The sequence below is a fragment of the Ilumatobacter sp. genome (assembly GCF_039969435.1).
Taxonomy (GTDB): Bacteria; Actinomycetota; Acidimicrobiia; order Acidimicrobiales; family Ilumatobacteraceae; genus Ilumatobacter_A.
Genome location: NZ_JBDVNU010000029.1, coordinates 1 through 21,774 on the forward strand (window position 1 = coordinate 1; position 21,774 = coordinate 21,774).

A 21,774-nucleotide genomic window follows, 5' to 3' on the forward strand; every position below is an offset into this window, starting at 1 on the left:
CTCAGCGACGGGCGCGGCTCGCGAGCAGCGCCCCGCCGATCACGAGCACGATCCCCGCAACGGCGAGTGGGGCGACGGTGTCGCCGCGGAAGGCGATGCCGAGCGCGAGCGACACGACCGGGATCAGGTAGGTGATGAAGCTCGCCCGGGTCGAACCGACGCGCCCCACGAGTGCCCCCATGATCGCGAACGCCACGCCGGTTCCGAACACGCCCAGCACGAGCACCGCGACGAACGGGCCGACCTCCCACGATGCGTCACCGATCTCCCACAGACCGTACGGCGCGGTCCAGACCGTGGCGAGGGCCAACATCCGCGTCATCAGCGGCAGCGATCCGTACCGCTGCTGCATCGGGGCCGCGAGGTTGATCGCGAATCCGTAGCAGACGGTGGCGGCGAGCACGAGGACGACACCTCGCGCCCCGCTCGCGCCGTCGCCGATCGACGGCAGACTGATCAGGGAGATGCCGACGAAGCCGACGACGATGCCGGCCAGGAGCGGACCGCGCGCCCGCTGGCGCAGCAGCACCGCTGCGACCGACGCGGCGAAGATCGGCGTCGCTCCGTTCAGCAACCCCGTCACCGACGAGTTGATGTACTGCTCGGCGATCGGGAACAGCGTGAAGGGGATGGCGACCCAGATCACCGAGAGGAGCACGAGACGAGCGCGGTCGTCGGCGGCGATCGTGACCGTCGGTTTCGGCAGGACCAGCAGCGCGAGGGCGCCGGACCCGATGCGCAGGAACGTGATCAGGCCGGGCGGGAACGCATCGAGTCCGATGTCGATGAACAGGAACGATGCGCCCCAGATCAGGGCGACCGAGACGAACAGGCCCCAGTCCTGCGGTGTGAACGAACCGTCGTTCGCGGCAGCCGACTGCTCGAACAGCTTGCGCTGTACGGCGGGGACAGCGGGTTCGGTGTGCGACGTCACGGAGTGAAGATACGCGCCCGGGGGAGTGAGCAGCTCGCCGGATTCGGACATCGCAGCGCGGCTTCCCGCCAGTTCCGACCGTCGTGCGTCGTGCGTCGTCGACGGACGGGAATGGATCGGCGCCGGCGCGGTTGACCAATACCCGACCGAATGACTCGACTTTCACCGTTAGGCTTTTCCACCATGGCAACGTTCCGTGACCTGCTCTCCGCCGCCAAGTCCTCGATCACCGAGATCGACACCGACACCGCGTCCGCCAGGATCGACGAAGGTGCGCTGATCCTCGACGTACGCGAACCCGACGAGTACGAGGAGGGCGCCATCCCCGGCGCCGTCCACATCCCTCGCGGGCACCTCGAAGCCCAGGTCGAGGGGCGTCTCCTCGACAAGGACGCACCCGTCGTCGTGTACTGCGCCGGCGGCGTCCGGTCCGCCTTCGCGGTCCAGACGCTCCAACAGCTCGGCTACGCCAACGCACTGTCGATGGACGGCGGCTACGGACGCTGGAAGGACGAGGGTCGCGACTGGAAGAAGCCGGCCTCGCTCACGCCGGAACAGAACAACCGCTACAAGCGCCACCTGCTGCTTCCCGAGGTGGGCACCGAGGGCCAGCTCAAGTTGCTGGACGCCAAGGTCCTGATGCTCGGTGCCGGTGGCCTCGGGTCGCCCGCCGCCCTCTACCTGGCCGCCGCCGGCGTCGGCACGATCGGCGTCGTCGACATGGACGACGTCGACGCATCGAATCTGCAGCGACAGATCCTGCACAACATCGACCGCATCGGCGACCGGAAGGTCGACTCGGCGAAGAAGACGTTGGTGGGGCTCAACCCGGACGTGAACGTGGTCACCTACGACACCCGGCTCGATGCGTCGAACATCATGGAGATCATCGAGGGCTACGACGTGATCGTCGACGGCGCCGACAACTTCCCGAGCCGGTACCTCCTCAACGACGCGAGCGTGAAGCTGGGCATCCCGGTCGTCCACGGGTCGATCTTCCGCTTCGAGGGCATGGTCAGCGTGTTCCACCCCACCGAGGGCCCGACGTACCGCGACATGGTTCCTGAGCCTCCTCCCGCAGAACTCGCTCCGTCGTGCGCCGAGGCCGGAGTGCTCGGCGTGCTGCCCGGCATCGTCGGGTCGATCCAGGCGCTCGAGACCATCAAGGTGATCCTCGGGCTCGGCGACCCTCTGATCGGTCGGATCCTCACCGTCGACACCACCGACATGGAGTTCCGGGTCTTCAACCTGAAGCCGAATCCCGACAACGAGGTCACGTACGCGAACCGCGACAGGATCCGCATCGAGGAACTCGACGGGCTCTGCGCGCCCGGCCTCGATCACTGATCGACCGCCTGCCGTCTGCGCTCGGTCGCCGAGCGGTCGACGCGATCTGCCGGCCGTGCGACCGTCGGTCAGGCGGTGCAGTGGCGAGCGGCGTCTGCTCGCTTCGCGTCGTACATCGCCGAATCGGCACGTGACACGAACGTGTCGATCGATTCATCGGGGGCGACGGTGGCCGACCCGAATGCGATCGACAGTTCGCACGTGCCGACGGGCCCCCGCCCCGGTGCCGGCCGAGCACGGTCGATCCGGTTGTCCTCCACGATCCTGTCCTGGATCGTGGCGATCGCCTGCGATGCGCCGGCGGCGTCGGTCCCTAACAGCAGGACCGCGAACTCGTCACCGCCGATGCGTGCGGCGAGGTCGGCTCGGCGCATGGCGTGGTCGATGCACGATGCCGCTCGCTGGATCAACGAGTCGCCGACGATGTGGCCGAATTCGTCGTTGACTCGCTTGAGTCCGTTCAGATCGGCGAAGACCAGGGAGACGGGTTCGTTGCGTCGCCGCCCGAGCGCGACGAAGCGATCCGCAGCGGCCATGAAGGCACGCCGGTTGGCGAGTTGGGTGAGCGGGTCGGTGAGCGCCCGACCGTGGTGCCCGATCTCGATCTCGACCAGATCGGCGAGATCTCGCAGTACGCCGCGCTGGCGGGCATCGAGGTCGCGCGGCGCAACGTCGAGGATGCAGAGCGTGCCGATGTGGGCGCCACCGGGCGTGGACACGGGTGCGCCGGCATAGAAGCGGACGTGCGGCGGGCCGGTCACGACCGCCAGGTCACGGAAGCGGGGATCGAGGGTGGCGTCGGGCACGACCAGGACGTCGTCGAGACGGACCGTGTGATTGCAGAAGGACTCGGCCCGACGGTTGCCGGTCAGGTCGGTGCCGTAGACACCGCAGAAGTACTGATCGTCGTCGTCGAGCATCGTCACGAGCGCCACCGGAACGTCGAAGGTGAGGCTCGCGATGCGTGCCACACGGTCGAACGTCTCGCTGCGCACGCCGTCGATGAGATCGAGAGCGAAGAGGTCGACCAATCGTCGATCGTCGACATCGGCGGACTGCATGCGATGTCATCGGCTCCATCGCCTCGTTCTTGAGCTGGATGACACTTCCTTACCCTCGGCCATACCGACACGAAAAGTGGTTGACGGCACACTTTCAGTGGTTGTAGCCGCACTCAATCGACGATGGAGAAAGGAGGCGAGATGAGCGACACTCTGCTGACCACTGCCACAACGGCAGCGCAGAGATGGGAACGACAAGCGTGGCGGGCGCACGTCGTGCGGGCACTCGCGTTCCTCGTCCCGCTGGTCGGTTCGGTCGCAGCGGGCTTGCTCCTCGCGACGATCCTGCCGTCACCGACCACGACGACAGGGGCCGTGATCCGCTGGTCGTTCATCGCCCTGGTGTCGACGGCTGCACTCGTCGCCATCGAGCGCGTCGCACGTCGACTCGTTCCGTTGTCGATCCTGTTCAAGCTGACGCTCGCCTTTCCCGACCGCGTGCCGTCCCGGCTCGGTTTGGCGCTGCGGGGCGGTACCACGACCCAACTGGCTCGTCGTATCGAGGAGGCCAGTACCGGCGCTCACGACGAGACGGCGGGGGAGGCCGCGCACCGACTGTTGGAACTGGTCACGCTGCTCAGTCGTCACGACTCCCTGACGCGCGGGCACTCCGAACGGGTCCGTGGTTACGCCCAGGTGATCGGTGCCGAGATGGGGATCGAGGGGCAGGAACTGGAGCAACTGCGGTGGGCTGCGCTCCTCCACGACGTCGGCAAGATCCGAGTGCCACGGGCGATCCTCAACAAGGGCGGGAGACTGACCGACGACGAGTTCGACGTCGTCAAGACGCACCCGATGGCGGGGAGGCGATGCGTGGAGCCGCTCGCCGACTGGCTCGGCGAGGCGGCACGCGCCGTCTGGGAACACCACGAACGCTTCGACGGCAGCGGCTACCCCCAGGGTCTGAAGGGGACGGAGATCGCTCGGGCCGCACGCATCGTGAGCGTGGCCGATGCCTACGACGTGATGACCTCGGCTCGCTCGTACAAGCCGCCGATGAGCGCAGCGGAGGCACGCGCGGAGCTGTCGAAGCACGCCGGAACCCAGTTCAACCCCGAGGTCGTGCGGGCCGTGATGCGCGCGTCGATCGGCGCACCACGCACCACCTCACGCGCATCGGCGGCGTCGGCCCACGTGGCGTTCCTGCCCGCTGCACTGGTGACCAACCTGGGGTCGGTTCTGGCCGTCGGGGCCGCGGTCGCCGTCGGCTCGGCAGCGGGAACGATCGGGATCGTCGCTGCACAGCGGCCCGCCACGGAGCAGCCCGCTGGACGCCAGGACCAGGTCCAGACGACGTTCGACGACGCAGGCGCGACGGATGACGCAGTCGATGGGCAGGGCGCCGGACCCGTCGTACCGGCCCGCTCCGCAAGCGACGATCTCGACGCGGATCCCGACCGGTCGCCGACTCCGTCGTCGACGACGACGGTCGCCGCCCCGGAGGACGCTGTGCCCACCGGCGAGTCGCCCACCGAGGAGGTCGGCGGGCCGTCGACCACGACGCCGACGAACGCAGGGCCGAGGGTGACCCCGCCGGCGACGGTTCCGCAACCGGTCCCGACTGCTCGGTCCGCAGCTCCCGGAGCACCGCCACCGACGGTCACGTCCACCACCTCGCCGGCTCCGGTCGTGCCCACGTCGATCGCCGAAGGACCGCCTCCTGCGCCCACGCCGACGACGCGGCCCGGCGAACCGGTGGTCTCCGTGCCACCCATCACGGTGCCGGTGATCTCGGTCCCGCCGATCACGGTGCCGGTCGTGTCGGTCCCGCCGATCACGGTGCCGCTGGTACCGCTCCCGCCGATCACCGTTCCCGTGATCTCGCTGCCACCGATCGCACTTCCCGTGATCTCGTTGCCGCCCATCACGTTGCCGCCGATCTCGCGGCCGCCACTGCTGGGACCCTGACCCGCCGACGGGCCCGGTCCGAGGGCCGGCGTCGCTGGGGCCTCAGTCGAGGAACTCGGGCTCGCGAGCAACCAGTTCGTCCCAGAACGGTTGGAACTGGAACCAGCCGGCGATGTCACTGCCCTGGCTCTTGTGGCCGTCGATGCAGTACGCCTCGGGGATCTCGATCGGGGTGCCCGCCGACTCGGCGAGCAGTTGGGACTGGCACGCACGCTCGAGCGCGATGAACCACCACACGGCGGCATCGACCGAGCCACCGGTGGTGATCAGACCGTGGTTCTGGTGGATCATCGCCTTCTTGTCGCCGAGCGCCGTGGCCATCGCTCGGCCGACCTCCTCGGACAGCACGACCGCACCCGAACCGTCGTTGCACAGGGCGACGTCGTTGTAGAACATCGTCGAGTCCTGCGTGATCATCTTCAACGGCTTGCCCAGGGTGGAGAACGTCTTGCCGTACATCGAGTGGGAGTGGGCGGCGGCGATGACGTCGGGGCGAGCTTGGTGGATCTGGCCGTGGATCGCGAACGCTGCGGCGTTCAATGGGCCGTCACCCTCCACGACCTCGCCCTCGTGGCTCACGCAGATCAGGTCGCTGACGGTCATCAGCTTGAAGTTGGTTCCGAACGGATTGACCCAGAAGCGGTCGGTGAACTCGGGGTCGCGCACGGTGACGTGGCCGGGGACTCCTTCGGCGAGGTGCAGTCGGCCCATCGTGCGCAGACCGCAGGCGAGACGCTGCTTGCGATGCAGTCGTTCCGCGGCGAAGTCGGTCGGTGTTGATTGCGCCTGCTCCTGTTCGAGTTCTGCGAGCTTGTCGTCGATCGTGTTGGCCATGCCCACCAGTGTAGGACACCCGAACCGGGCGGATCGGAGCCGCACACGATCGGAGGCGTCGAGCGTCGTCGGGTGGCTTCACGCCGGATCGGTGCGCACGACGGCCTCGACGCGTTCGATCTCGTCACGCTCCTGGACCGCGACACCCACGAGCACGAGGGCGATTCCGCCCATGTCGAGCGGCGACGGCGGTTGGCTCAGGAACAGCCATCCCATGATCGCTGCGGTGACCGGCAGCAGTGCGAGCAGCAACGAGAATCGGCGGATCGGGATGCGCCGCATCGTGAACTGGTCGATCCCGTATCCGATGGCGTTGGAGAACACGCCGACCACGAGACACAGCGCGAGCAGGCCGGGCGCCACCCACACCGGACCGCTCCACGGCGCACCGATCGGCGTGGTCGCAACGGTGCCGATCGCGAGCCCCAATCCGAGTCCAGCGACGCCCCGATCGACGCGGGCGACACTCGACCCGATCACGATGTAGGCCGCCCACATGGCCGACGCGAGCAGGATGAACACGAGACCTGCGGTGTTGCCGTCGTCGATCTCGACGCCGCCGAGCACGCACACGCCGGCCACGGCGAACGCCAGGGCCACGGCGTTGCGCCCCGTGCGGGTGGTCGCCGCAGCGACGGCGATCGGCCCGATGAACTCGATCGTCACGCCCTTGCCGAGGTCGATGCGGTCGATGGCCAGGTAGAAGAAGATGTTCATCGCGGCCGTGGCGACACCGAATGTGGCGATTCCGGCCAGTTGTGACCGCGTCCACCCCGACCACCACCCTCGCGACACGAGGAGCAGGGCGGCGGCCGCTCCCATCACCCGGAACCACGCGACGGTCTGAGGCTCGACCTGGTCGAACAGGCCGACGGCGATGACGGCGCCGACGTACTGCGCGATGGCCGACAGGACGAAGAGGGCCTCGGGCTGCGCGGTGCCGAGCCAGCGAGCGACGGGCCCGGGCGTGGAAGCGGCCTGTGCGTCGGTCACTGCGTGAGGATGCCAGAGTGAGGCGATGAATCGTCAGATCTCACCGACGTCGATCGCCCCTCCGGCTGCCAACTACGTGCACGCCGTCCTCGTCGAGCAGCCGTCGAGATGGCTCCACACCTCGGGCGTCGTGCCGATCGCGCCCGACGGGTCGACCCCCGACGGGGTGGGGGAGCAGGCCGAGGTCGTGTGGCGCAACATCGCGGCGATGCTCGACGAGGTCGGGATGGTGCCGCCAGACATCGTCTCGGTCGTCACCTTTGCCGTGGTCGGCGAGCCGCTCGGCCCGATCATGGCCGCACGTGACGCGTTCCTCGACGGCCATCTCGCGGCGTCGACGCTGGTGACCGTTCCGGAGCTGGCACAGCCCCAGTGGCGCATGGAGATCGCGGTCGTCGCAGCGAACTGAACCCCCGCATCGGCCGGGTCGGGTCGGCCGGGTCAGGATCGGCCGGGTCGGGTCGGCCGGGTCAGCCGGGTTCCACGCCGAGCGGATCGGGGGCCACTTCGCGACGCACGTCGGCGACGAGCGACACGAGGGCCGCCATCACCTCGTCGGTGGCGGCGCGCAGCGCCACCGCATCGTCGAGTTGCGACCGATCGAGGAGCGCACCGACGTCGATCGGCTCGCCGACGGCGACGCTGACCTTCGGGCGCAGGACCACGTTGAACATCAGCCTGCTGACGACGCGCCGACGAGCGACGACCCGATGGGCGCCGACGAGCGCGACGGGCACCACCGGCGCTCCGCTCCGGACCGCGAGGCGAACGACGCCGGTGCGTGCCCGCTCGGGCCACTGGTCGGGGTCACGGGTCGTCCGGCCCTCGGGGAACAGCCCGACGGCCTCCCCGGCGGCGAGCGCCTCGGCGGCCGGCCCCAGTGCATCTCCTGCACTGGCGGACCCGCGATGCACGGGGATGAATCCGATCCGACGGGCGAGGTGGCCGACGATCGGCACGCGGAAGACCCCGGCCGTGGCGAGGAGGCGCAGCGAGCGACCCATCCGCCGACACACGAGGGCCAGCAGGAAGCCGTCGGCGTAGCTGGTGTGGTTGGCGATCACGATCACCGCGCCGTCGGGCAGGGCCTCGGCGACCCTCCGGCGTCCCCGCTGCCGCTCCACCTGCAGTCGACTGACGACCGTGATCGCGGTGCCGACGACGGAGGCGACGACGCCGTAGACGATCGCTCCCGATCGACCCGGATGCTTCCACGACGCACTCATCCGCCAGTCTCTATCGCCCGACTCCGCCCGTCATGCGCTGCCGCCGCCCAACCTCTGTTGTTCGCTCCCGGACGGAACAACAGAGGTTGGGGCGTTCCGGCCTGGGTGGGGTGCTGGGTCGGTGCGTACGATCGAGGGATGGCTGACGCTGCTGTCGCACTCCCCACCACCGACTCGGGTATCCCGATCGCCAAGATCTACACCGGCGAGGCCCTGGCCGACTGGAACGCCGAGCAACGCCTCGGACTGCCGGGTGAGGCACCGTTCACCCGTGGCGTGTATCCCTCGATGTACACGAGTCGCCTCTGGACCATGCGCCAGTACTCGGGCTTCGGATCCGCGGAGCAGACCAACCAGCGATTCAAGTTCCTCCTGGACGCCGGCCAGACCGGACTGAGCTGCGCCTTCGACCTGCCGACGCAGATGGGGTACGACTCCGACGCTCCTCGGGCCGAAGGCGAGGTCGGCAAGGTCGGCGTGGCCATCGACACCATGGCCGACATGCGGCTGCTGCTCGCCGACCTGCCGCTCGACAAGGTGTCGACGTCGATGACGATCAACTCGACGGGAGCGATCCTCCTGCTGATGTACGAACTCGTCGCCGAGGAGCAGGGTGTGTCGGCCGACCAGATCAACGGCACGATCCAGAACGACCTGCTCAAGGAGTACATCGCCCGCGGCACGTACATCTTCCCACCGCGCCCGTCGATGCGGATCATCACCGACATCTTCGAGTACTGCAGCAAGCACGTCCCCTCCTGGAACACCATTTCGATCTCCGGGTACCACATCCGCGAAGCGGGCTCGACGGCCGTCCAGGAGATCGCCTTCACCCTGGCCAACGCCATCGCGTACGTCCAGGCGGCCGTCGATGCCGGCCTCGACGTCGACGACTTCGCACCCCGGCTCAGCTTCTTCTGGAACGGTCACAACAACTTCTTCGAGGAGGCCGCCAAGTTCCGAGCCAGTCGGCGGATGTGGTACACGATCATGACCGAGCGGTTCGGTGCGAAGAACGAGAAGTCGAAGATGCTGCGCTTCCACACCCAGACCGGTGGATCCACGCTGACCGCACAGCAGCCGATCAACAACGTCGTGCGAGTGGCCATCCAGTCGATGGCCGCGGTGCTCGGCGGCACCCAGTCGTTGCACACGAACGGCTACGACGAAGCACTGTCGCTGCCGACGGAGACCGCAGCTCGGATCGCCCTTCGCACACAGCAGATCATCGGCTACGAGTCGGGCGTGACCGACACGGTCGACCCGCTCGCCGGTTCGTACTTCGTCGAGTCGATGACCGACGAGGTCGAGCGCCTGGCGTGGGAGTACATCGAGACGATCGACGAGAAGGGTGGCGCCGTCGCCGCGATCGAACAGGGCTACCAGATGGACGAGATCATGGACGCCGCGTACGCGTACACGAAGTCGATCGACGACGGCGAGCGGGTGATCGTCGGCGTCAACAAGTTCACCGTCGACGCCGAGGAACCCATCGAGCCGTTCCCGATCGACCCGCAACTCGAAGTCGAGCAGAAGGCTCGGACCATCGAGTACAAGGCGCAGCGCGATCCTGCTGCGGTGGAGTCGGCGCTGGCCGCCGTCAAGGCCACGGCCGAGTCCGACGAGAACCTGCTGTACGCGATGAAGGATGCGCTCCGCGCCGACTGCACCCTCGGCGAGATCAGCGACAGCCTCCGCGACGTGTTCGGCACCTACACCCCCTGAGTCGGCGTCGACGTGTCCGGCCCGGCCCCATCCGGTGCGGGGTACCCGGCGACTCGACACGCACGGGCCGCTGTCGTCACGCGCGGGCGCTGTCGTAACCTTCGATCGTGGCGTGGGACCTGTTCGAGCGTGTCGGCGACGGAGGTTTCCAGATCTGCGGCATCGACTCCGACGCGCGGGCCGAGGCCCCGGTCGTGGGGCTGCCGATCGGGTGCGAGGTCACGGTCGAGTCCGCATCGGCGTCGCCCGACGCGCTCGCGACGACCGAGCGTGACCTGGAAGCGGTGACGGCGTCGCTGAAGGGACGGATCGTCGCCACCCGACGGACGCGCACGACGCTCACCACCCTGTCGTACCTGCCCTCCGACGACGGCGCCGATCGGTACGCCGCGATCGCCCTCACGAGAGGAGCCTCCGTCTCGGTCGCTCCGGCCGTCGACCCGGACTGGACCCTGTTCGCATCGGCTTGCCCCAGTGGCATGGAGGAGCAGTCGCTGCTCGACCACCGGGTGCGCAACGGGTTGCATGCCGCCGGCGACACCGGTGGGGTCCGCGCGATCGGCCACCTCGTCAGCGGCCTCTCGACCGATCGGGTCGGATCGCTCGTCGCTGCCGTCGAGAGCCTGGGCGTGACGGTGACACAGGTCGACGGTGGTCGGGTCGAGATCGCTCACGAGGCGGACCCGACCGACGTGACGGAGACGTCGTGGACGATTCGGCTGATCAGCGAACGATTCGGTGGCGTCTACGACGGGTGGGGCTGCGCCGTCCTCCGTGACGAGACCTCCCGGCCGAAGATCCCCGCACGGTCGAAGCCGTCGGACGACCACACATCGCGTCCGACCGCGGCGGGTCGCGTCAGGCGCTGGTTCCGCCGCACCTGATCCGGCCTCGAGTCGACGCCTCAGCCTGCCTCGTAGGCACCGAGCAGCGCGTCGATCAGGTTGTAGGCGTACACGGTCGCCCCGACTTCGTTCGGGTGGATGCCGTCGTCGTACGCGCCCGCGCCCGTTCCTTCCCGGCCGACGAAGTACCGACGGTCGGCGCTGCCGTCGCCATCGGCGTCGAGGAGTCGGAACTCGTCGAAGAGGAACGGAAGGCCGCTCGCGACCAACAACTGGTTGAGTTCGTCGATCCGCTCGTTCGCGCGGAAGTGACGCAGGGTCGGCTGGTTGATGCTGTGCAACACGTCGAAGATCTCGGAGTTCACGCCGAACACCGGGACGAACACCGTGCGCACCCCCAGGCTGTCGAGGTAGGTCGACGCATCGAGGAGTGCAGCGATGATCGCCGGCGCGACGTCGGCGACGTCGGCGTCCGGCAGGCCGTTCAGCCCGGTCGAACTGACCGCCACGATGACGAGGTCGGGAAGATCGGAGCCCGCGGTGAAGGTCTGTCGGACGTGGGCCCCGAGACGGCGGAACTCGGGTGGCCCGAAGTGGTTCGTCAGGCCGGCGACGGCGAAGTTCCGGATGCGGACGTCGGCGGTGTCCGGCCGGGCGCGCAGGGTGTTCGCGACCTCGTCGACCACGAACGTGGGCGCCCCGCCGAGCGCTTCGAGGTCGGCGAGGAGGGAGTCGCCGACGATCGCGATGTCACGGATCGACGGGTCGAGCGTGACGCGTGCGATCTGCGTGCGAGCGGCGGGACTCGAGGTCGTGGTGTCGGCGGGCCCGTCGACCTGTCTCGGCCGCACGGCGCTCACGTCGCCCCCGGGCAACGACGAGACCGCGAGCACCAGGGCACACATCGCGAGCGCGGGTCGGAGAGCGGGGAGGTGCATGGGCGAGATGTCAGCCGACATGACAGCGTCGGACGAGGTGACTGTAGTTCCTCGCCACGGCAGACTGGCAGCGATGTTCGCGGCGGGGATCACGAAGTGGCCGACCTGGCAGGAGGCGTGGATCACCTCGGCGATCTGCCTCGTGCTGCTGGTGGGGTTGCGCCGGGTGCGGACGTCGCGCTTCACCGAGTTCGCCCTGCCCACCGTGTCGGAGCTCGCCGTGCTGACCGGGCTGTACGGCCTGTGGCGCACGGCCAAGAACCTGCCGCTCACGCAGTCGGACGGGGCGATCGAGCGCGCTCGTTCCATCGTCGACTTCCAGAATGCGATCGGGCTGCCGAGCGAACTGGGTCTGCAGGAGTTCGTGATCGACCACGACCCACTCGGATGGCTGGCGTCCGCCTACTACATCACGATGCACGTTCCGGCGCTGTTCCTGTTCCTCGCCTGGATGTTCTGGCGTCATCGCGACGAGTACGGCCGGTGGAGGAACGTCCTGTCGCTCACGACCGCCGGCTGTCTGTTCATCCGCTTCGTCCACGTCGCGCCGCCGCGCTTCCTCACCGACCTCGGCTACGAGGATCTCTCCGAGGTCTACGACATGTCGGTCTACGGGCCGGTCGGGACGGGCGTGTCCGGTCAGTTCGTCGCGATGCCCTCGATCCACGTCGCGTGGGCCGGGGTGATCGGGATCGGGATCGTCGCAGCCGGTCCGAGTCGGTGGAAGTGGCTGTTCGCCGCGCACCTGCCGATCACGATCCTGGTCGTGTCGGCCACGGGGCACCACTGGTGGCTCGACGGCATCGTCGCACTCGGTCTGATCGGCCTGTCGTGGATGATCGACGAAGGCGTCCGGCGCGCCTGGCGAGCCTCCCCGTTCGGCACGGACACCGTGGGGGACGTGTCAGAGCAGGTCGGTGAAGGCGGCGAGGAGATCGTCGTAGTCGGTGAAGGAGCGGAACTGCGGGAACTCGGCGATCACGTTGGCGGGTGAGCGGAACAGGAATCCGGTCGACGCAGCGCCGAGCATCGTCGTGTCGTTGTAGGAGTCGCCCGCAGCCAAAATCCTGAAGTTCAGCGACTGGAACGCTTCGACCGCCCGGCGCTTCTGGTCCTGCTGGCGCAGTTCGTACCCGGTGATGTCGTCGCCGTCGACGAGCAGTCGGTGGCACATGATGGTGGGCCACCCGAGTTGGCGCATGAACGGGGTGGCGAACTGCTCGAAGGTGTCGGACAGGATGATCACCTGCGTGCGCTCGCGCAGTGCATCGAGGAACTCGCGGGCACCCGGCATCGGTGCGAGGGTCGAGATCACCTCCTGGATCCGGGCCAAACCCAGGCCGTGCTCGGCGAGCAGGCCGAGTCGGTAGCGCATCAAGACGTCGTAGTCGGGCTCGTCGCGCGTCGTGCGCAGCAGTCCGTCGATGCCCGTCGCCTCCGCCACGGCGATCCACACCTCGGGGATCAACACGCCTTCGAGGTCGAGCGTGATGATCGACTGGCTCGGTTCGTTCGCGACTGCCACGACACCAGTGTCGCGTGCCGGTTCGTGCCCGGCACAAACCTCGTGAGGGTCGAAGCGGGCCGGGTGGCCGAAGCGGGCCAGTCGAAGCGGGCCAGTCGAAGCGAGGTCAGTGGTCGACGTGGGCGAGGGTGACGGGATGTCGTTCGGGAACGGCGACCTCCGCGGTGGCCCAGCCGAGATAGACGATGCCGACGATGCGGTCCTCGGCATCGAATCCGCACAGGTCGAGCACGGTCGGAGGCGACACGAGTGCCGGGGTGGACCAGAACGACGCCAGGCCGAGCGCCGTCGCACCGAGGAGAAGGTTCTGGATCGCCGCCGCGACGGCGTCGCGGTTCTCCTGGTGCAGCATGTCGTTCGGGTGCGGTGTGCACCCCACGACCAGGGTGGCCGGGGTGCGGAGGTACTTGCCCGCGGTCTTGGCGCGCTTGGCGTCGTCACCGAAATCGACCGCCACCATGTCGGTGGCCATCGACTCGCCCAGTCGTCGACGGGCATCGCCCGTGAACAACGCGAACCGCCACGGCCAGGTCTTCTTGTGGTTGGGAGCCCATGACGCCAGCTCGCACAGTTGCTCCACCACGTCGACGGGAACGTCGCGAGCCTGGTCGACGAGCATCGACGTGCGACGCGACCGGATCAGCTTCGCCAGGGCGTCGATGCCGGGGACGTCGGTCGGGTCGGTCGGGTCGGTGGAGGTCACTGCGCGGCGCTCCCGTCGAGTTCGATGTCGACCATCAGTTCGTTGGCGATCTCCTCGAGTGCACGCTGGAGCGTGTCGGTGGCGAGCGAAGGAGGCGCGCTCAGCACGAGCGAGGCCTCGAAGAGAAGTTCGCCCGACATGGGCGCATTCGACGTCGCCGACTCGAGTTCGACGATGCTCACGGCGTGCGCCGCGAGCACCCCGGCGACCTCGCTGACGATGCCGGGCCGATCGGCCCCCACCAACTGCAGCGCCAGGAACCGTTCGTCGGCCGGGTCGGGTCCGGCGCCGCCGTCGTCGGACGGCCGCGAGACGGTGATCTGGAGGAGTCCCGACGTGCGGATGGGATCGAGGTGTCGGTCGAGGTCATCGGCGCGATCGGCGTCGAGCGAGACCACGGCGATGCCGGCGAACTTCCCACCGAGGCGGGACATCTGGCTCCGATTCCAACTGCCGCCGGCGGCCGCCACGGCGCCGGCGAGAGCATCGACCAGGCCGGGCCGGTCGTCGCCGATCACGGTCAACACGATGTCTGACATGGAGCCATCCTCGCATCGTCACACCCGAGATCCTGAACGCTGGGGATCGCACCGACGGCGAGCGGCGCCCCTGGTCAGTCGGTCGCAGGATCGGGTCGCTTCGCCCGGCTGGGCTGGACCCGCGGTGCCTCGTTCGGCATCTTCGGGTACTGCGGAGGCCAGGGGGCGTCGGGGACACCGTCGGCGAGGTCGTTCGCGAACCGCTCGACGAGTGGGGTGATCGAGCACGGAGCTTCGTCCATCAGCTCCCACGGATCGCCGAACTCCTCGAGTCGTGCCGGCACCGTGTCGATCGTGCACGTCTCGGGGTCGATCGTCTCCAACTCGTCCCACCGGAAGGGGGTCGACACCTGAGCGCCGACCCGGGGTCGAGCGCACCAGGCGCCGAACATGTTCTTGTGCGGCGCGTTCTGGTTGAAGTCGACGAACACGCGCTCGCCGCGTTCCTCCTTCCACCACTTGTCGGTGATCAGGTCCGGGTGGCGTTCGGACAGCATGCGTCCGAGCGCGACCACCGCTCCGCGCACGGAGAACGAGTCCCAGCCCGGCTCCACTCGCACGTAGACGTGGATGCCCTTGGAGCCGGTGGTCTTGGGGAACCCGACCATGCCGATCTCGGCGAGGAGATCGCGGGTGTGGCCCGCCGCTTCGCGGGTCATGTCGAAGGTGACGCCCGGAGAGGGGTCGAGGTCGATGCGCATCTCGTCGGCGTCGTCGGGCTCCGACGCACGGAACGGCCAGACGTGCAGGCCCAGCACGCCCTGGTTGGCGGCCCACAGCACGTGGGCGAGATCGGAGATGACGAGTGCCCGGGACGGGGTGCCGTTGATCGTCTCGACGGTCGTGGTGGTGAGCCAGTCGGGAGCCGAGTCGGGAATCCGCTTCTGGAAGAACGACTTCCCGCGCACGCCGTTCGGGTAGCGCTCCAGCAGCACCGCCCGATCCTGCAGGGTCCGCATCACGGGCTCGCCAACGGCCACGTAGTAGCGGGCGAGGTCGAGCTTCGTCCGCTCCTCCTTCTCGCCCGTCGGGCCGATCACCGCCGGGAACATCACCTTGTCCGGATTCGTGATCGACACACTCCGTCGCTCGCCTCCGGGAAGGTCGACGTCGATCTCGACGGGTGCGCCGAACTCGTTCGCCTTGGCCATGCCCGAACGCTACGCCATCGGCTGTTCCGCCACGGGTTGGCCCGGTCCCATCCCGCACAACGTCGCTCGGTCGGACCGGCGACGACCGACGTCTGGACCGACGCCGAGTCGTCGCGCGCGGTGAAGCCCGTCGCGGATCGCCGTTCACACAGCGTTCAAGTGCCGGAGGTGATTCATCCTCACCCGAATGAGGTATGACTGAGGGCTGTGGACGAATTCCTGAACGACGACGGCACTCCGAGACCAGCGGCGGCTGCGCTGTGGAAGTTGTTCGACGAGATCGGGCCCGACGAGATCCAGGCGCGTCAGCAGGCGACGGAACTCGACATCCTCACGATGGGGATCACGTTCACCGTCTACAGCGACGGCGAGAACATCGACCGTGCCTGGCCCTTCGACGTGGTGCCACGGATCATCCCCGGCGACGAGTGGAACCAGGTGCAACTCGGTCTGCACCAACGACTCCGGGCGGTGAACATGTTCATCGACGACCTCTACAACGATCAGCGGATCATCGAAGCGGGCGTGTTCCCCGCCGACCTGCTGGAGGACTCGGTCAACTTCCGCCCGGAATGCGTCGGCACGCACCCCAAGTTCGGCGTGTGGGCGCACATCTCCGGATCCGACCTGGTCCGCGACCACGACGGCACCTTCTACGTGCTCGAGGACAACCTGCGCGTGCCGTCCGGTGTCAGCTACGTCATCGAGAACCGCGCGGTCACCAAGCGTGCGTTCCCCGAACTGTTCGGCCGCAACCAGATCCGGCCGGTCGACAGCTACACCGACGAACTCAACAAGGTTCTGTCGTCGCTCGCACCCGACGGCGTCATCGAGCCGACCATCGCCGTCCTCACTCCCGGGATCTTCAACTCCGCCTACTTCGAGCACTCGTTCCTCGCACAACGGATGGGAGCCGAACTGGTCGAAGGCGGCGACCTGGTGGTCGGCGACGACGACTGCGTGTACATGCACACCGTCGACGGTCGCGAGCGGGTCCACGTCGTCTACCGCCGCATCGACGACCTGTTCCTCGACCCCGAGGTGTTCCGCGCCGACTCGTTGCTCGGCGTGGCCGGGCTGATGCGTGCGTGGAAAGCGGGCAACGTCGGCATCGCCAACGCTCCGGGTGCAGGGGTGGCCGACGACAAGTGCGTCTACGCCTGGATGCCCGACATCATCCGCTTCTACCTCGACGAGGAACCCAAGATCGCGAACGTGCCGACGTACCGCTGCATGTACGAGAGCGAGCGGGAGTACGTGCTCGAACACCTCGACGAACTGGTGATGAAGCCGGCCAACGAGAGCGGTGGGTACGGCATCACCATCGGCAGTCGTGCGACGGAGGAGGAGTTGACGGCGTGCGCCGCGGCGATCCTCGACGATCCGCGCAACTGGGTGGCACAACCGATCATCGACCTCTCGACCGTCCCCACCTTGATCGACGGGAAGATGGAGTCCCGCCACGTCGACCTGCGCCCGTTCATCCTGACCGGAGAACACAGCTACGTCACGGCGGGAGGCCTCACCCGGGTGGCGTTGAAGGAAGGCTCGCTGATCGTCAACTCCTCCCAGGGTGGCGGCAGCAAGGACACGTGGATCGTCGACGACACCGGTGGATGGGAGCCCCAACCCGTACCGGCGAGCCACACTGCCTCCCAGTCCCAGTCCCAGTCCCAATCCCAATCCCAATCCCAATCGAGTGCGGGCCTCGACCAGGAAGGCGGCGGCTGACATGGCGCTCCTGTCTCGCAACGCCGATCGGATCTTCTGGGCGGCGCGCTACCTCGAGCGCGCCGAGGACACCTCGCGCCTGGTCCAGGAGTTCGGCGAACTCTTCGACGACATGCCGAGTGACGACCCGCACGAGAACGAGTACCGCTGGGCCCCGCTGCTCGCCGTCTGCGGCGACCGCTCGCTGCTCACCTCGGAGGCGACGGAAGGCGACGTGGTCAACGCGCTGGTCTGCGACCCGGAGGAGGAGGGAAGCGTCGCTCAGTGCGTCGCAGCGGCCCGCTCCAACCTGCGCACCACCCGCGAGGTGCTGCCGCGAGAGGCGTGGCACACGGTCAACGATCTGTCGATGTTCGTCGCGAGCGAGGTCGCCCGCGCGCGGGACCGTCGTTTCCGGTCCCACGTCCTGACCCGCGTCGCGAACGACAGTCGCCGTCTCGACGGAATCCTGACGTCGTCGATGACGCGCGACGCCGCATGGCAGATGTGGAGGATGGGTCGCTACCTGGAGCGTGCCGACATGACCACACGCGTCGTGGGAGTCCGTGCTGCGGTGCTCATGGCGCAGTCGACGGCGCCGGACGAAGCGGGCCGGGCGCTGAGGTACGACGAGGTGCAGTGGATGGGCGTGCTCAAGTCGCTGTCCGCGCTCCAGATGTACCAGCGGTCGACGCGCAACGCCATCGAGGCCACCTCTGTCGTGCGCTTCCTGCTGTTCGATTCGACGTTCCCCCGATCGGTCCGGTTCTGCCTCGACGAGATCGACCGGTCGCTCGACCAGATGTCACGTCCCGACAGCGTGCGTGTCGCCGTCGCCGAGGCACGCGACGGCTTGATGTCGACCATGGCCACCACGACCGACGGAGCCGACCTCGATCAGGCGATGGACTGGGTACAGTCCTTGATCGGCAAGGTCAACGGCGCGATCACCGATCGTTATCTCAGTATCGGCGCCGCTTGAGCACTGATCGAGAGACGAAGCCGATGAACACGTTGGTCCTGACGAACAGGTTGCTCCCATGACCACGGTCGCTGCGAACGAACCGGTCAGCGCGCTGGAACTCGGCCGTCGTCAGGGCGCGATCGACCGTCTGCTGATGGCCGAAGGTGCCGGACACATCGTCCACGACCTGCCCGTGCGCTCCGACGGACGGTCGGTCGGACTCGCGAGCAGGCCGTGGCGGCTCGATCCGTTGCCCTACGTGCTCACCGCCGACGAGTTCACCTGGATCGAGGGAGCGGTCACGCGACGCATGCAGATGCTCGAGGCGATCCTCGCCGACCTGTACGGCGAACGACGACTGGTCGCCGACGGAGTGATCGACCCGGCGGTGCTGTGGGCCAGCCCGGCGTACCGGCTGTCGGCAGTCGGAGCCGCGTCCCGGCGTCGACAACGGCGCTGGCTGTCCACCTACGCGGTCGACCTCGTGCGCACCGCCGACGGCGTCTGGTTCGCGATCGCCGATCACACCGACACCCCGGCGGGCCTCGGGTACGCCCTGCTCGATCGCGGCGTACTGACCCAGGTCGCCGACGTCGGCAACGATCTCCCTCGGAACGTCGACACCGCGCTCGCCCTGATGCGGCGGGCGCTCGTCGACACCACGGCCGTCGAGGGCCCGCGCGTCGTCGTGCTCACGAGTGGCATCGACCACCCGGCATACGTCGACCACTCCTATCTCGCGACGCAACTGGGGTTCAACATCGTGGAGGGGCCCGACCTCGTCGTGCGTGAGGGACAGCTCTGGTTGCAGACGCTCGGCGGGCTCGAACAGGTCGACGTGTTGCACCGACGCATCGTCGACCGTCAACTCGATCCGCTCGAGACCAACACGTACGGGTCGGCGGGCATCCCGGCGGTGCTGCTGGCCGACGACGCAGGCACTCTCACGATGGCCAACGCCCACGGCACAGGTGTGATCGAGGACGCGTCGCTGCTCGGGTTGTGGGATCGTGCAGGCGCCGAGTTGACCGGCGAGGCCCCGTGGCTCAACATGCGTTCGCCGAGGGTGGCCCGCGGCTCGACGCGTGTCGACGACATCCTCGGTCGCGCTGCCGAACGGGTGCCCTGCCTGGCGGACGGGCGTGTGGTGCAACAGCCGATCGTCCTGCGGTTCCACGCCGTCGCGACCGATGACGGCATCGCCGTGATTCCCGGAGGCAACGGTCGCATCATCGAGACCCACGACGACCCCACGTTGCCGACACCGGCGCGCGCCAAGGACGTCTGGGTGCTCGGCGACGACCACAGCACCTCGTTGATCGCGGAGGCTCGCTCTGCGCCGCAGGTCGACTTCATCACGTCGGTTCCGACCCGAGCCGCCGACTCGCTCTACTGGCTCGGTCGAGCGTCGGAGCGCGCCGAGGCCGTCGCCCGCTCGATGCGCGTCATCACGACAGCCCCGCCGCTCGCGTCGTGGTCGGGCGCTCCGACCCCTGCGATGGAGCTGCTCGCCGCTCTCACCGGCGCTGACGCACCGGTTCCCGTCGAGGTGAAACCCGGTGCGCTCAGCCATCCGGCGGCGCTTGCGGAAGCTCGACGCAGCGCAGTGCGTTCGGCGGCGGAGTCGCTCGAGTTCCACATCGGCTCCATGCTCGCCGAGGCGGCCAGCGTGCGCGAGTTCCTGTCCACCACGACGGGCCGTGTCCTGGGGGAGATGGTCGACAGTCGGGAGCGCCTGACCGCGCGCCCCGACGACGTCGATGCTCTCGACGCCCTGCTGTTGCAGCTGTCGGCGTTCGCCGGGCTGTGGAGCGAGAGCGTCGTGCGCGGCCCGGCCTGGTACTTCGGCGACTTCGCGAAGCGCTACGAGCGTGCGCTCGTCGCGATCGTGAGCGCGTCGGTCGCCGCCCGGGTCGACGCAGACGTGTCGCTGTCCGACTCGGCGCGACGGCGTGGTCTCGAGGCGGTCCTGGGCGCGAACGACAGCCTCGTCGCGTACCGTCGCCGCCATCGCAGCGACGTCGAACTCGAAGCGGTGCTCGCACTGGTCCTCCACGATCAACGCAATCCGCGCTCGGGCGCGGCGTCGATCGCCGGCATGGTGCGCAACGCGACCGCGATCGGGTGGACCGCAGGGATCGCGCGTCTGGAGGCGGTGGCCGACGGCCTCGTCGGCTTCGGTTCCGGCTCCCCCGTCGCGCAACTCGACGAGGCGGTCGAGCAACTGCACGTCCTCGCGAAGGAACTGACGTCGACACGCCTCGTCGCTCCGCCCCACCCGACGCTGGTCCGCTCGCGCCTCGTCGACCCGGGAGCCGTCGCGTGACCCGCTACCGGGTGCGTCACCGCACCTCCTACGAGTACGGCCTGCCCGTCAACGACGCCTACACCGTGGCGTGCCTGCTGCTGCGCGACCGAGACTTCCAGGAGGTCCTCACGTCGTCGGTGGTGGCCACGCCGACACCCGACGAGTTCGTCGAGACGCGCGACGTGTTCGGCAACCGGGTGGTGCAACTCGGTGTCCACCACGGCCACGACGCCTTCGAGATCGTCGCCGACAGCACGGTCGAGGTGCGCGTCCCCGAACTGCCCACGACGACGATGCCGTGGGAGGACACGGCGCGGGCCGCTCGAGAGCTCCTCGGGCGCCCGGCTCTGCGCGTCGGGCCGTACCGTGCCGCCACGCGTGCGTCGGCGCCGACCGAGCGCCCCGACCTGTTGGCCGCTCTGGCAGGACGGATCTTCCGACCCGGACGACCCATCGTGGAAGCGGTGACCGACCTGTCGCGCGAGATCTTCGAGACCTACACGTTCGACCCGATGGCGACGGACTGGGCCACGCCGCTCGACACGGTGCTCGAACAACGCCGCGGCGTGTGTCAGGACTTCGCACACCTGGCAACCGCGGTCCTGCGCTCCGTCGGGCTGCCGGCCTCCTACGTCAGCGGATACATCGAGACCCAGCCACCGCCCGGCGAGGTCAAGTCGATCGGCGCCGACGCCTCGCACGCATGGTGCTCGGTCTGGACCGGCCCGACCGACGACACCGGCTCCGGTTCCGGTGGGTGGCTCGACCTCGACCCGACGAATCATCAGGTGCCTCCCACCCGCCACGTCACGGTCGGGTGGGGGCGCGACTACGCCGACGTCGCTCCGGTCCGCGGTGTCGTGCTCGGACCGAGTTCCAACCAGATCATGGACGTCGCCGTCGACGTGACCCGCCTGGAATCGGTCGCATCGTCACCATCGACAGCCACACCGTCATCGTCATCGTCATCGTCATCGTCATCGACATCGACATCGTCAGCGCCGGGCCCTCCGGAGTCGGACGACCGATGACACCGAAGAATTCGTACCTTTCCGACCACACA

General features: G+C 68.4%; 20 protein-coding genes. 10 read left to right on the forward strand and 10 right to left on the reverse strand.

All coding sequences use genetic code 11. The annotated features are described in order from the left end of the window. Nucleotide 1: 1 nt before the first annotated feature. On the reverse strand, nucleotides 2-934 hold the full coding sequence (locus tag ABJK40_RS14770) for a DMT family transporter (protein WP_348479661.1): 933 nt from the start codon (nucleotides 932-934) through the stop codon (nucleotides 2-4). A gap of 183 nt (nucleotides 935-1,117) precedes the next feature. On the opposite strand from ABJK40_RS14770, the gene moeB reads away from it, so the two are divergent. Further along, nucleotides 1,118-2,281: a molybdopterin-synthase adenylyltransferase MoeB gene (gene moeB, locus ABJK40_RS14775; RefSeq protein ID WP_348479662.1), complete on the forward strand. Its 1,164-nt coding sequence runs from the start codon at nucleotides 1,118-1,120 to the stop codon at nucleotides 2,279-2,281. Nucleotides 2,282-2,349: 68 nt separating this feature from the next. Here moeB and ABJK40_RS14780 read toward each other — a convergent pair whose 3' ends face one another. Further along, the gene (locus ABJK40_RS14780) at nucleotides 2,350-3,342 is read right to left on the reverse strand and encodes a sensor domain-containing diguanylate cyclase (RefSeq protein WP_348479663.1); all 993 of its coding nucleotides are present in this window, start codon (nucleotides 3,340-3,342) and stop codon (nucleotides 2,350-2,352) included. Nucleotides 3,343-3,483: 141 nt separating this feature from the next. On the opposite strand from ABJK40_RS14780, the gene ABJK40_RS14785 reads away from it, so the two are divergent. Next, nucleotides 3,484-5,250, forward strand: coding sequence for an HD domain-containing phosphohydrolase (locus ABJK40_RS14785; protein ID WP_348479664.1), 1,767 nt, complete (start codon nucleotides 3,484-3,486; stop codon nucleotides 5,248-5,250). Between the two features lie 42 nt (nucleotides 5,251-5,292). On the opposite strand, the gene ABJK40_RS14790 is transcribed toward ABJK40_RS14785, so the two are convergent. Continuing rightward, on the reverse strand, nucleotides 5,293-6,084 hold the full coding sequence (locus ABJK40_RS14790) for a class II aldolase/adducin family protein (protein WP_348479665.1): 792 nt from the start codon (nucleotides 6,082-6,084) through the stop codon (nucleotides 5,293-5,295). Between the two features lie 78 nt (nucleotides 6,085-6,162). Continuing rightward, nucleotides 6,163-7,077 carry an EamA family transporter gene (locus ABJK40_RS14795; protein WP_348479666.1) on the reverse strand — a complete coding sequence of 305 codons (915 nt, stop codon included), beginning with the start codon at nucleotides 7,075-7,077 and terminating at the stop codon, nucleotides 6,163-6,165. A gap of 25 nt (nucleotides 7,078-7,102) precedes the next feature. Here ABJK40_RS14795 and ABJK40_RS14800 point away from each other — a divergent pair, with 25 nt between their 5' ends. Next, nucleotides 7,103-7,486, forward strand: a complete 384-nt coding sequence (locus tag ABJK40_RS14800) for a RidA family protein (RefSeq protein WP_348479667.1) — start codon at nucleotides 7,103-7,105, stop codon at nucleotides 7,484-7,486. A gap of 61 nt (nucleotides 7,487-7,547) precedes the next feature. Here ABJK40_RS14800 and ABJK40_RS14805 read toward each other — a convergent pair whose 3' ends face one another. Then, complete coding sequence (locus ABJK40_RS14805) at nucleotides 7,548-8,303, reverse strand: lysophospholipid acyltransferase family protein (RefSeq protein ID WP_348479668.1); 756 nt, start codon at nucleotides 8,301-8,303, stop codon at nucleotides 7,548-7,550. 138 nt (nucleotides 8,304-8,441) lie between these two features. Between ABJK40_RS14805 and ABJK40_RS14810 the strand changes: the two genes are divergently transcribed. Then, complete coding sequence (locus tag ABJK40_RS14810; RefSeq protein WP_348479669.1) at nucleotides 8,442-10,028, forward strand: methylmalonyl-CoA mutase family protein; 1,587 nt, start codon at nucleotides 8,442-8,444, stop codon at nucleotides 10,026-10,028. Between the two features lie 107 nt (nucleotides 10,029-10,135). Further along, nucleotides 10,136-10,912 (forward strand): hypothetical protein, encoded by a 777-nt coding sequence (locus tag ABJK40_RS14815; RefSeq protein ID WP_348479670.1) that lies wholly within the window; start codon nucleotides 10,136-10,138, stop codon nucleotides 10,910-10,912. Between the two features lie 20 nt (nucleotides 10,913-10,932). Here the strand turns inward: ABJK40_RS14815 and ABJK40_RS14820 are convergent, their stop codons facing one another. After that, nucleotides 10,933-11,832 carry a hypothetical protein gene (locus ABJK40_RS14820; RefSeq protein WP_348479671.1) on the reverse strand — a complete coding sequence of 300 codons (900 nt, stop codon included), beginning with the start codon at nucleotides 11,830-11,832 and terminating at the stop codon, nucleotides 10,933-10,935. A 16-nt stretch (nucleotides 11,833-11,848) separates the two neighbouring features. On the opposite strand from ABJK40_RS14820, the gene ABJK40_RS14825 reads away from it, so the two are divergent. Beyond that, a complete protein-coding gene (locus ABJK40_RS14825) occupies nucleotides 11,849-12,805 on the forward strand; it encodes a phosphatase PAP2 family protein (RefSeq protein ID WP_348479672.1) in 957 nt (318 codons plus the stop codon). On the opposite strand, the gene thrH is transcribed toward ABJK40_RS14825, so the two are convergent. The 4 genes from thrH to ligD form a co-directional block, all read right to left on the reverse strand. Continuing rightward, nucleotides 12,716-13,336 (reverse strand): bifunctional phosphoserine phosphatase/homoserine phosphotransferase ThrH, encoded by a 621-nt coding sequence (thrH, locus tag ABJK40_RS14830; RefSeq protein WP_348479673.1) that lies wholly within the window; start codon nucleotides 13,334-13,336, stop codon nucleotides 12,716-12,718. The genes ABJK40_RS14825 and thrH overlap by 90 nt on opposite strands. 106 nt (nucleotides 13,337-13,442) lie before the next feature. Beyond that, entirely contained in the window at nucleotides 13,443-14,039 is a 597-nt protein-coding gene (locus tag ABJK40_RS14835; protein WP_348479674.1) for a nitroreductase, read from the reverse strand. Next, nucleotides 14,036-14,578, reverse strand: a complete 543-nt coding sequence (locus tag ABJK40_RS14840; protein ID WP_348479675.1) for an ACT domain-containing protein — start codon at nucleotides 14,576-14,578, stop codon at nucleotides 14,036-14,038. Before ABJK40_RS14840 ends, ABJK40_RS14835 begins: the two co-directional genes overlap by 4 nt. 74 nt (nucleotides 14,579-14,652) lie before the next feature. Beyond that, nucleotides 14,653-15,729, reverse strand: a complete 1,077-nt coding sequence (gene ligD, locus ABJK40_RS14845; RefSeq protein ID WP_348479676.1) for a non-homologous end-joining DNA ligase — start codon at nucleotides 15,727-15,729, stop codon at nucleotides 14,653-14,655. A gap of 258 nt (nucleotides 15,730-15,987) precedes the next feature. Here ligD and ABJK40_RS14850 point away from each other — a divergent pair, with 258 nt between their 5' ends. Genes ABJK40_RS14850 through ABJK40_RS14865 form a run of 4 tightly spaced genes read left to right on the forward strand, consistent with a single transcriptional unit; the run spans nucleotide 15,988 to nucleotide 21,742 of the window. Next, nucleotides 15,988-17,460: a circularly permuted type 2 ATP-grasp protein gene (locus ABJK40_RS14850; protein ID WP_348479687.1), complete on the forward strand. Its 1,473-nt coding sequence runs from the start codon at nucleotides 15,988-15,990 to the stop codon at nucleotides 17,458-17,460. 1 nt (nucleotide 17,461) lies between these two features. Then, entirely contained in the window at nucleotides 17,462-18,421 is a 960-nt protein-coding gene (locus tag ABJK40_RS14855; RefSeq protein WP_348479677.1) for an alpha-E domain-containing protein, read from the forward strand. 58 nt (nucleotides 18,422-18,479) lie between these two features. Then, on the forward strand, nucleotides 18,480-20,729 hold the full coding sequence (locus ABJK40_RS14860) for a circularly permuted type 2 ATP-grasp protein (RefSeq protein ID WP_348479678.1): 2,250 nt from the start codon (nucleotides 18,480-18,482) through the stop codon (nucleotides 20,727-20,729). Beyond that, nucleotides 20,726-21,742: a transglutaminase family protein gene (locus tag ABJK40_RS14865; protein WP_348479679.1), complete on the forward strand. Its 1,017-nt coding sequence runs from the start codon at nucleotides 20,726-20,728 to the stop codon at nucleotides 21,740-21,742. Before ABJK40_RS14860 ends, ABJK40_RS14865 begins: the two co-directional genes overlap by 4 nt. Nucleotides 21,743-21,774 lie beyond the last annotated feature (32 nt).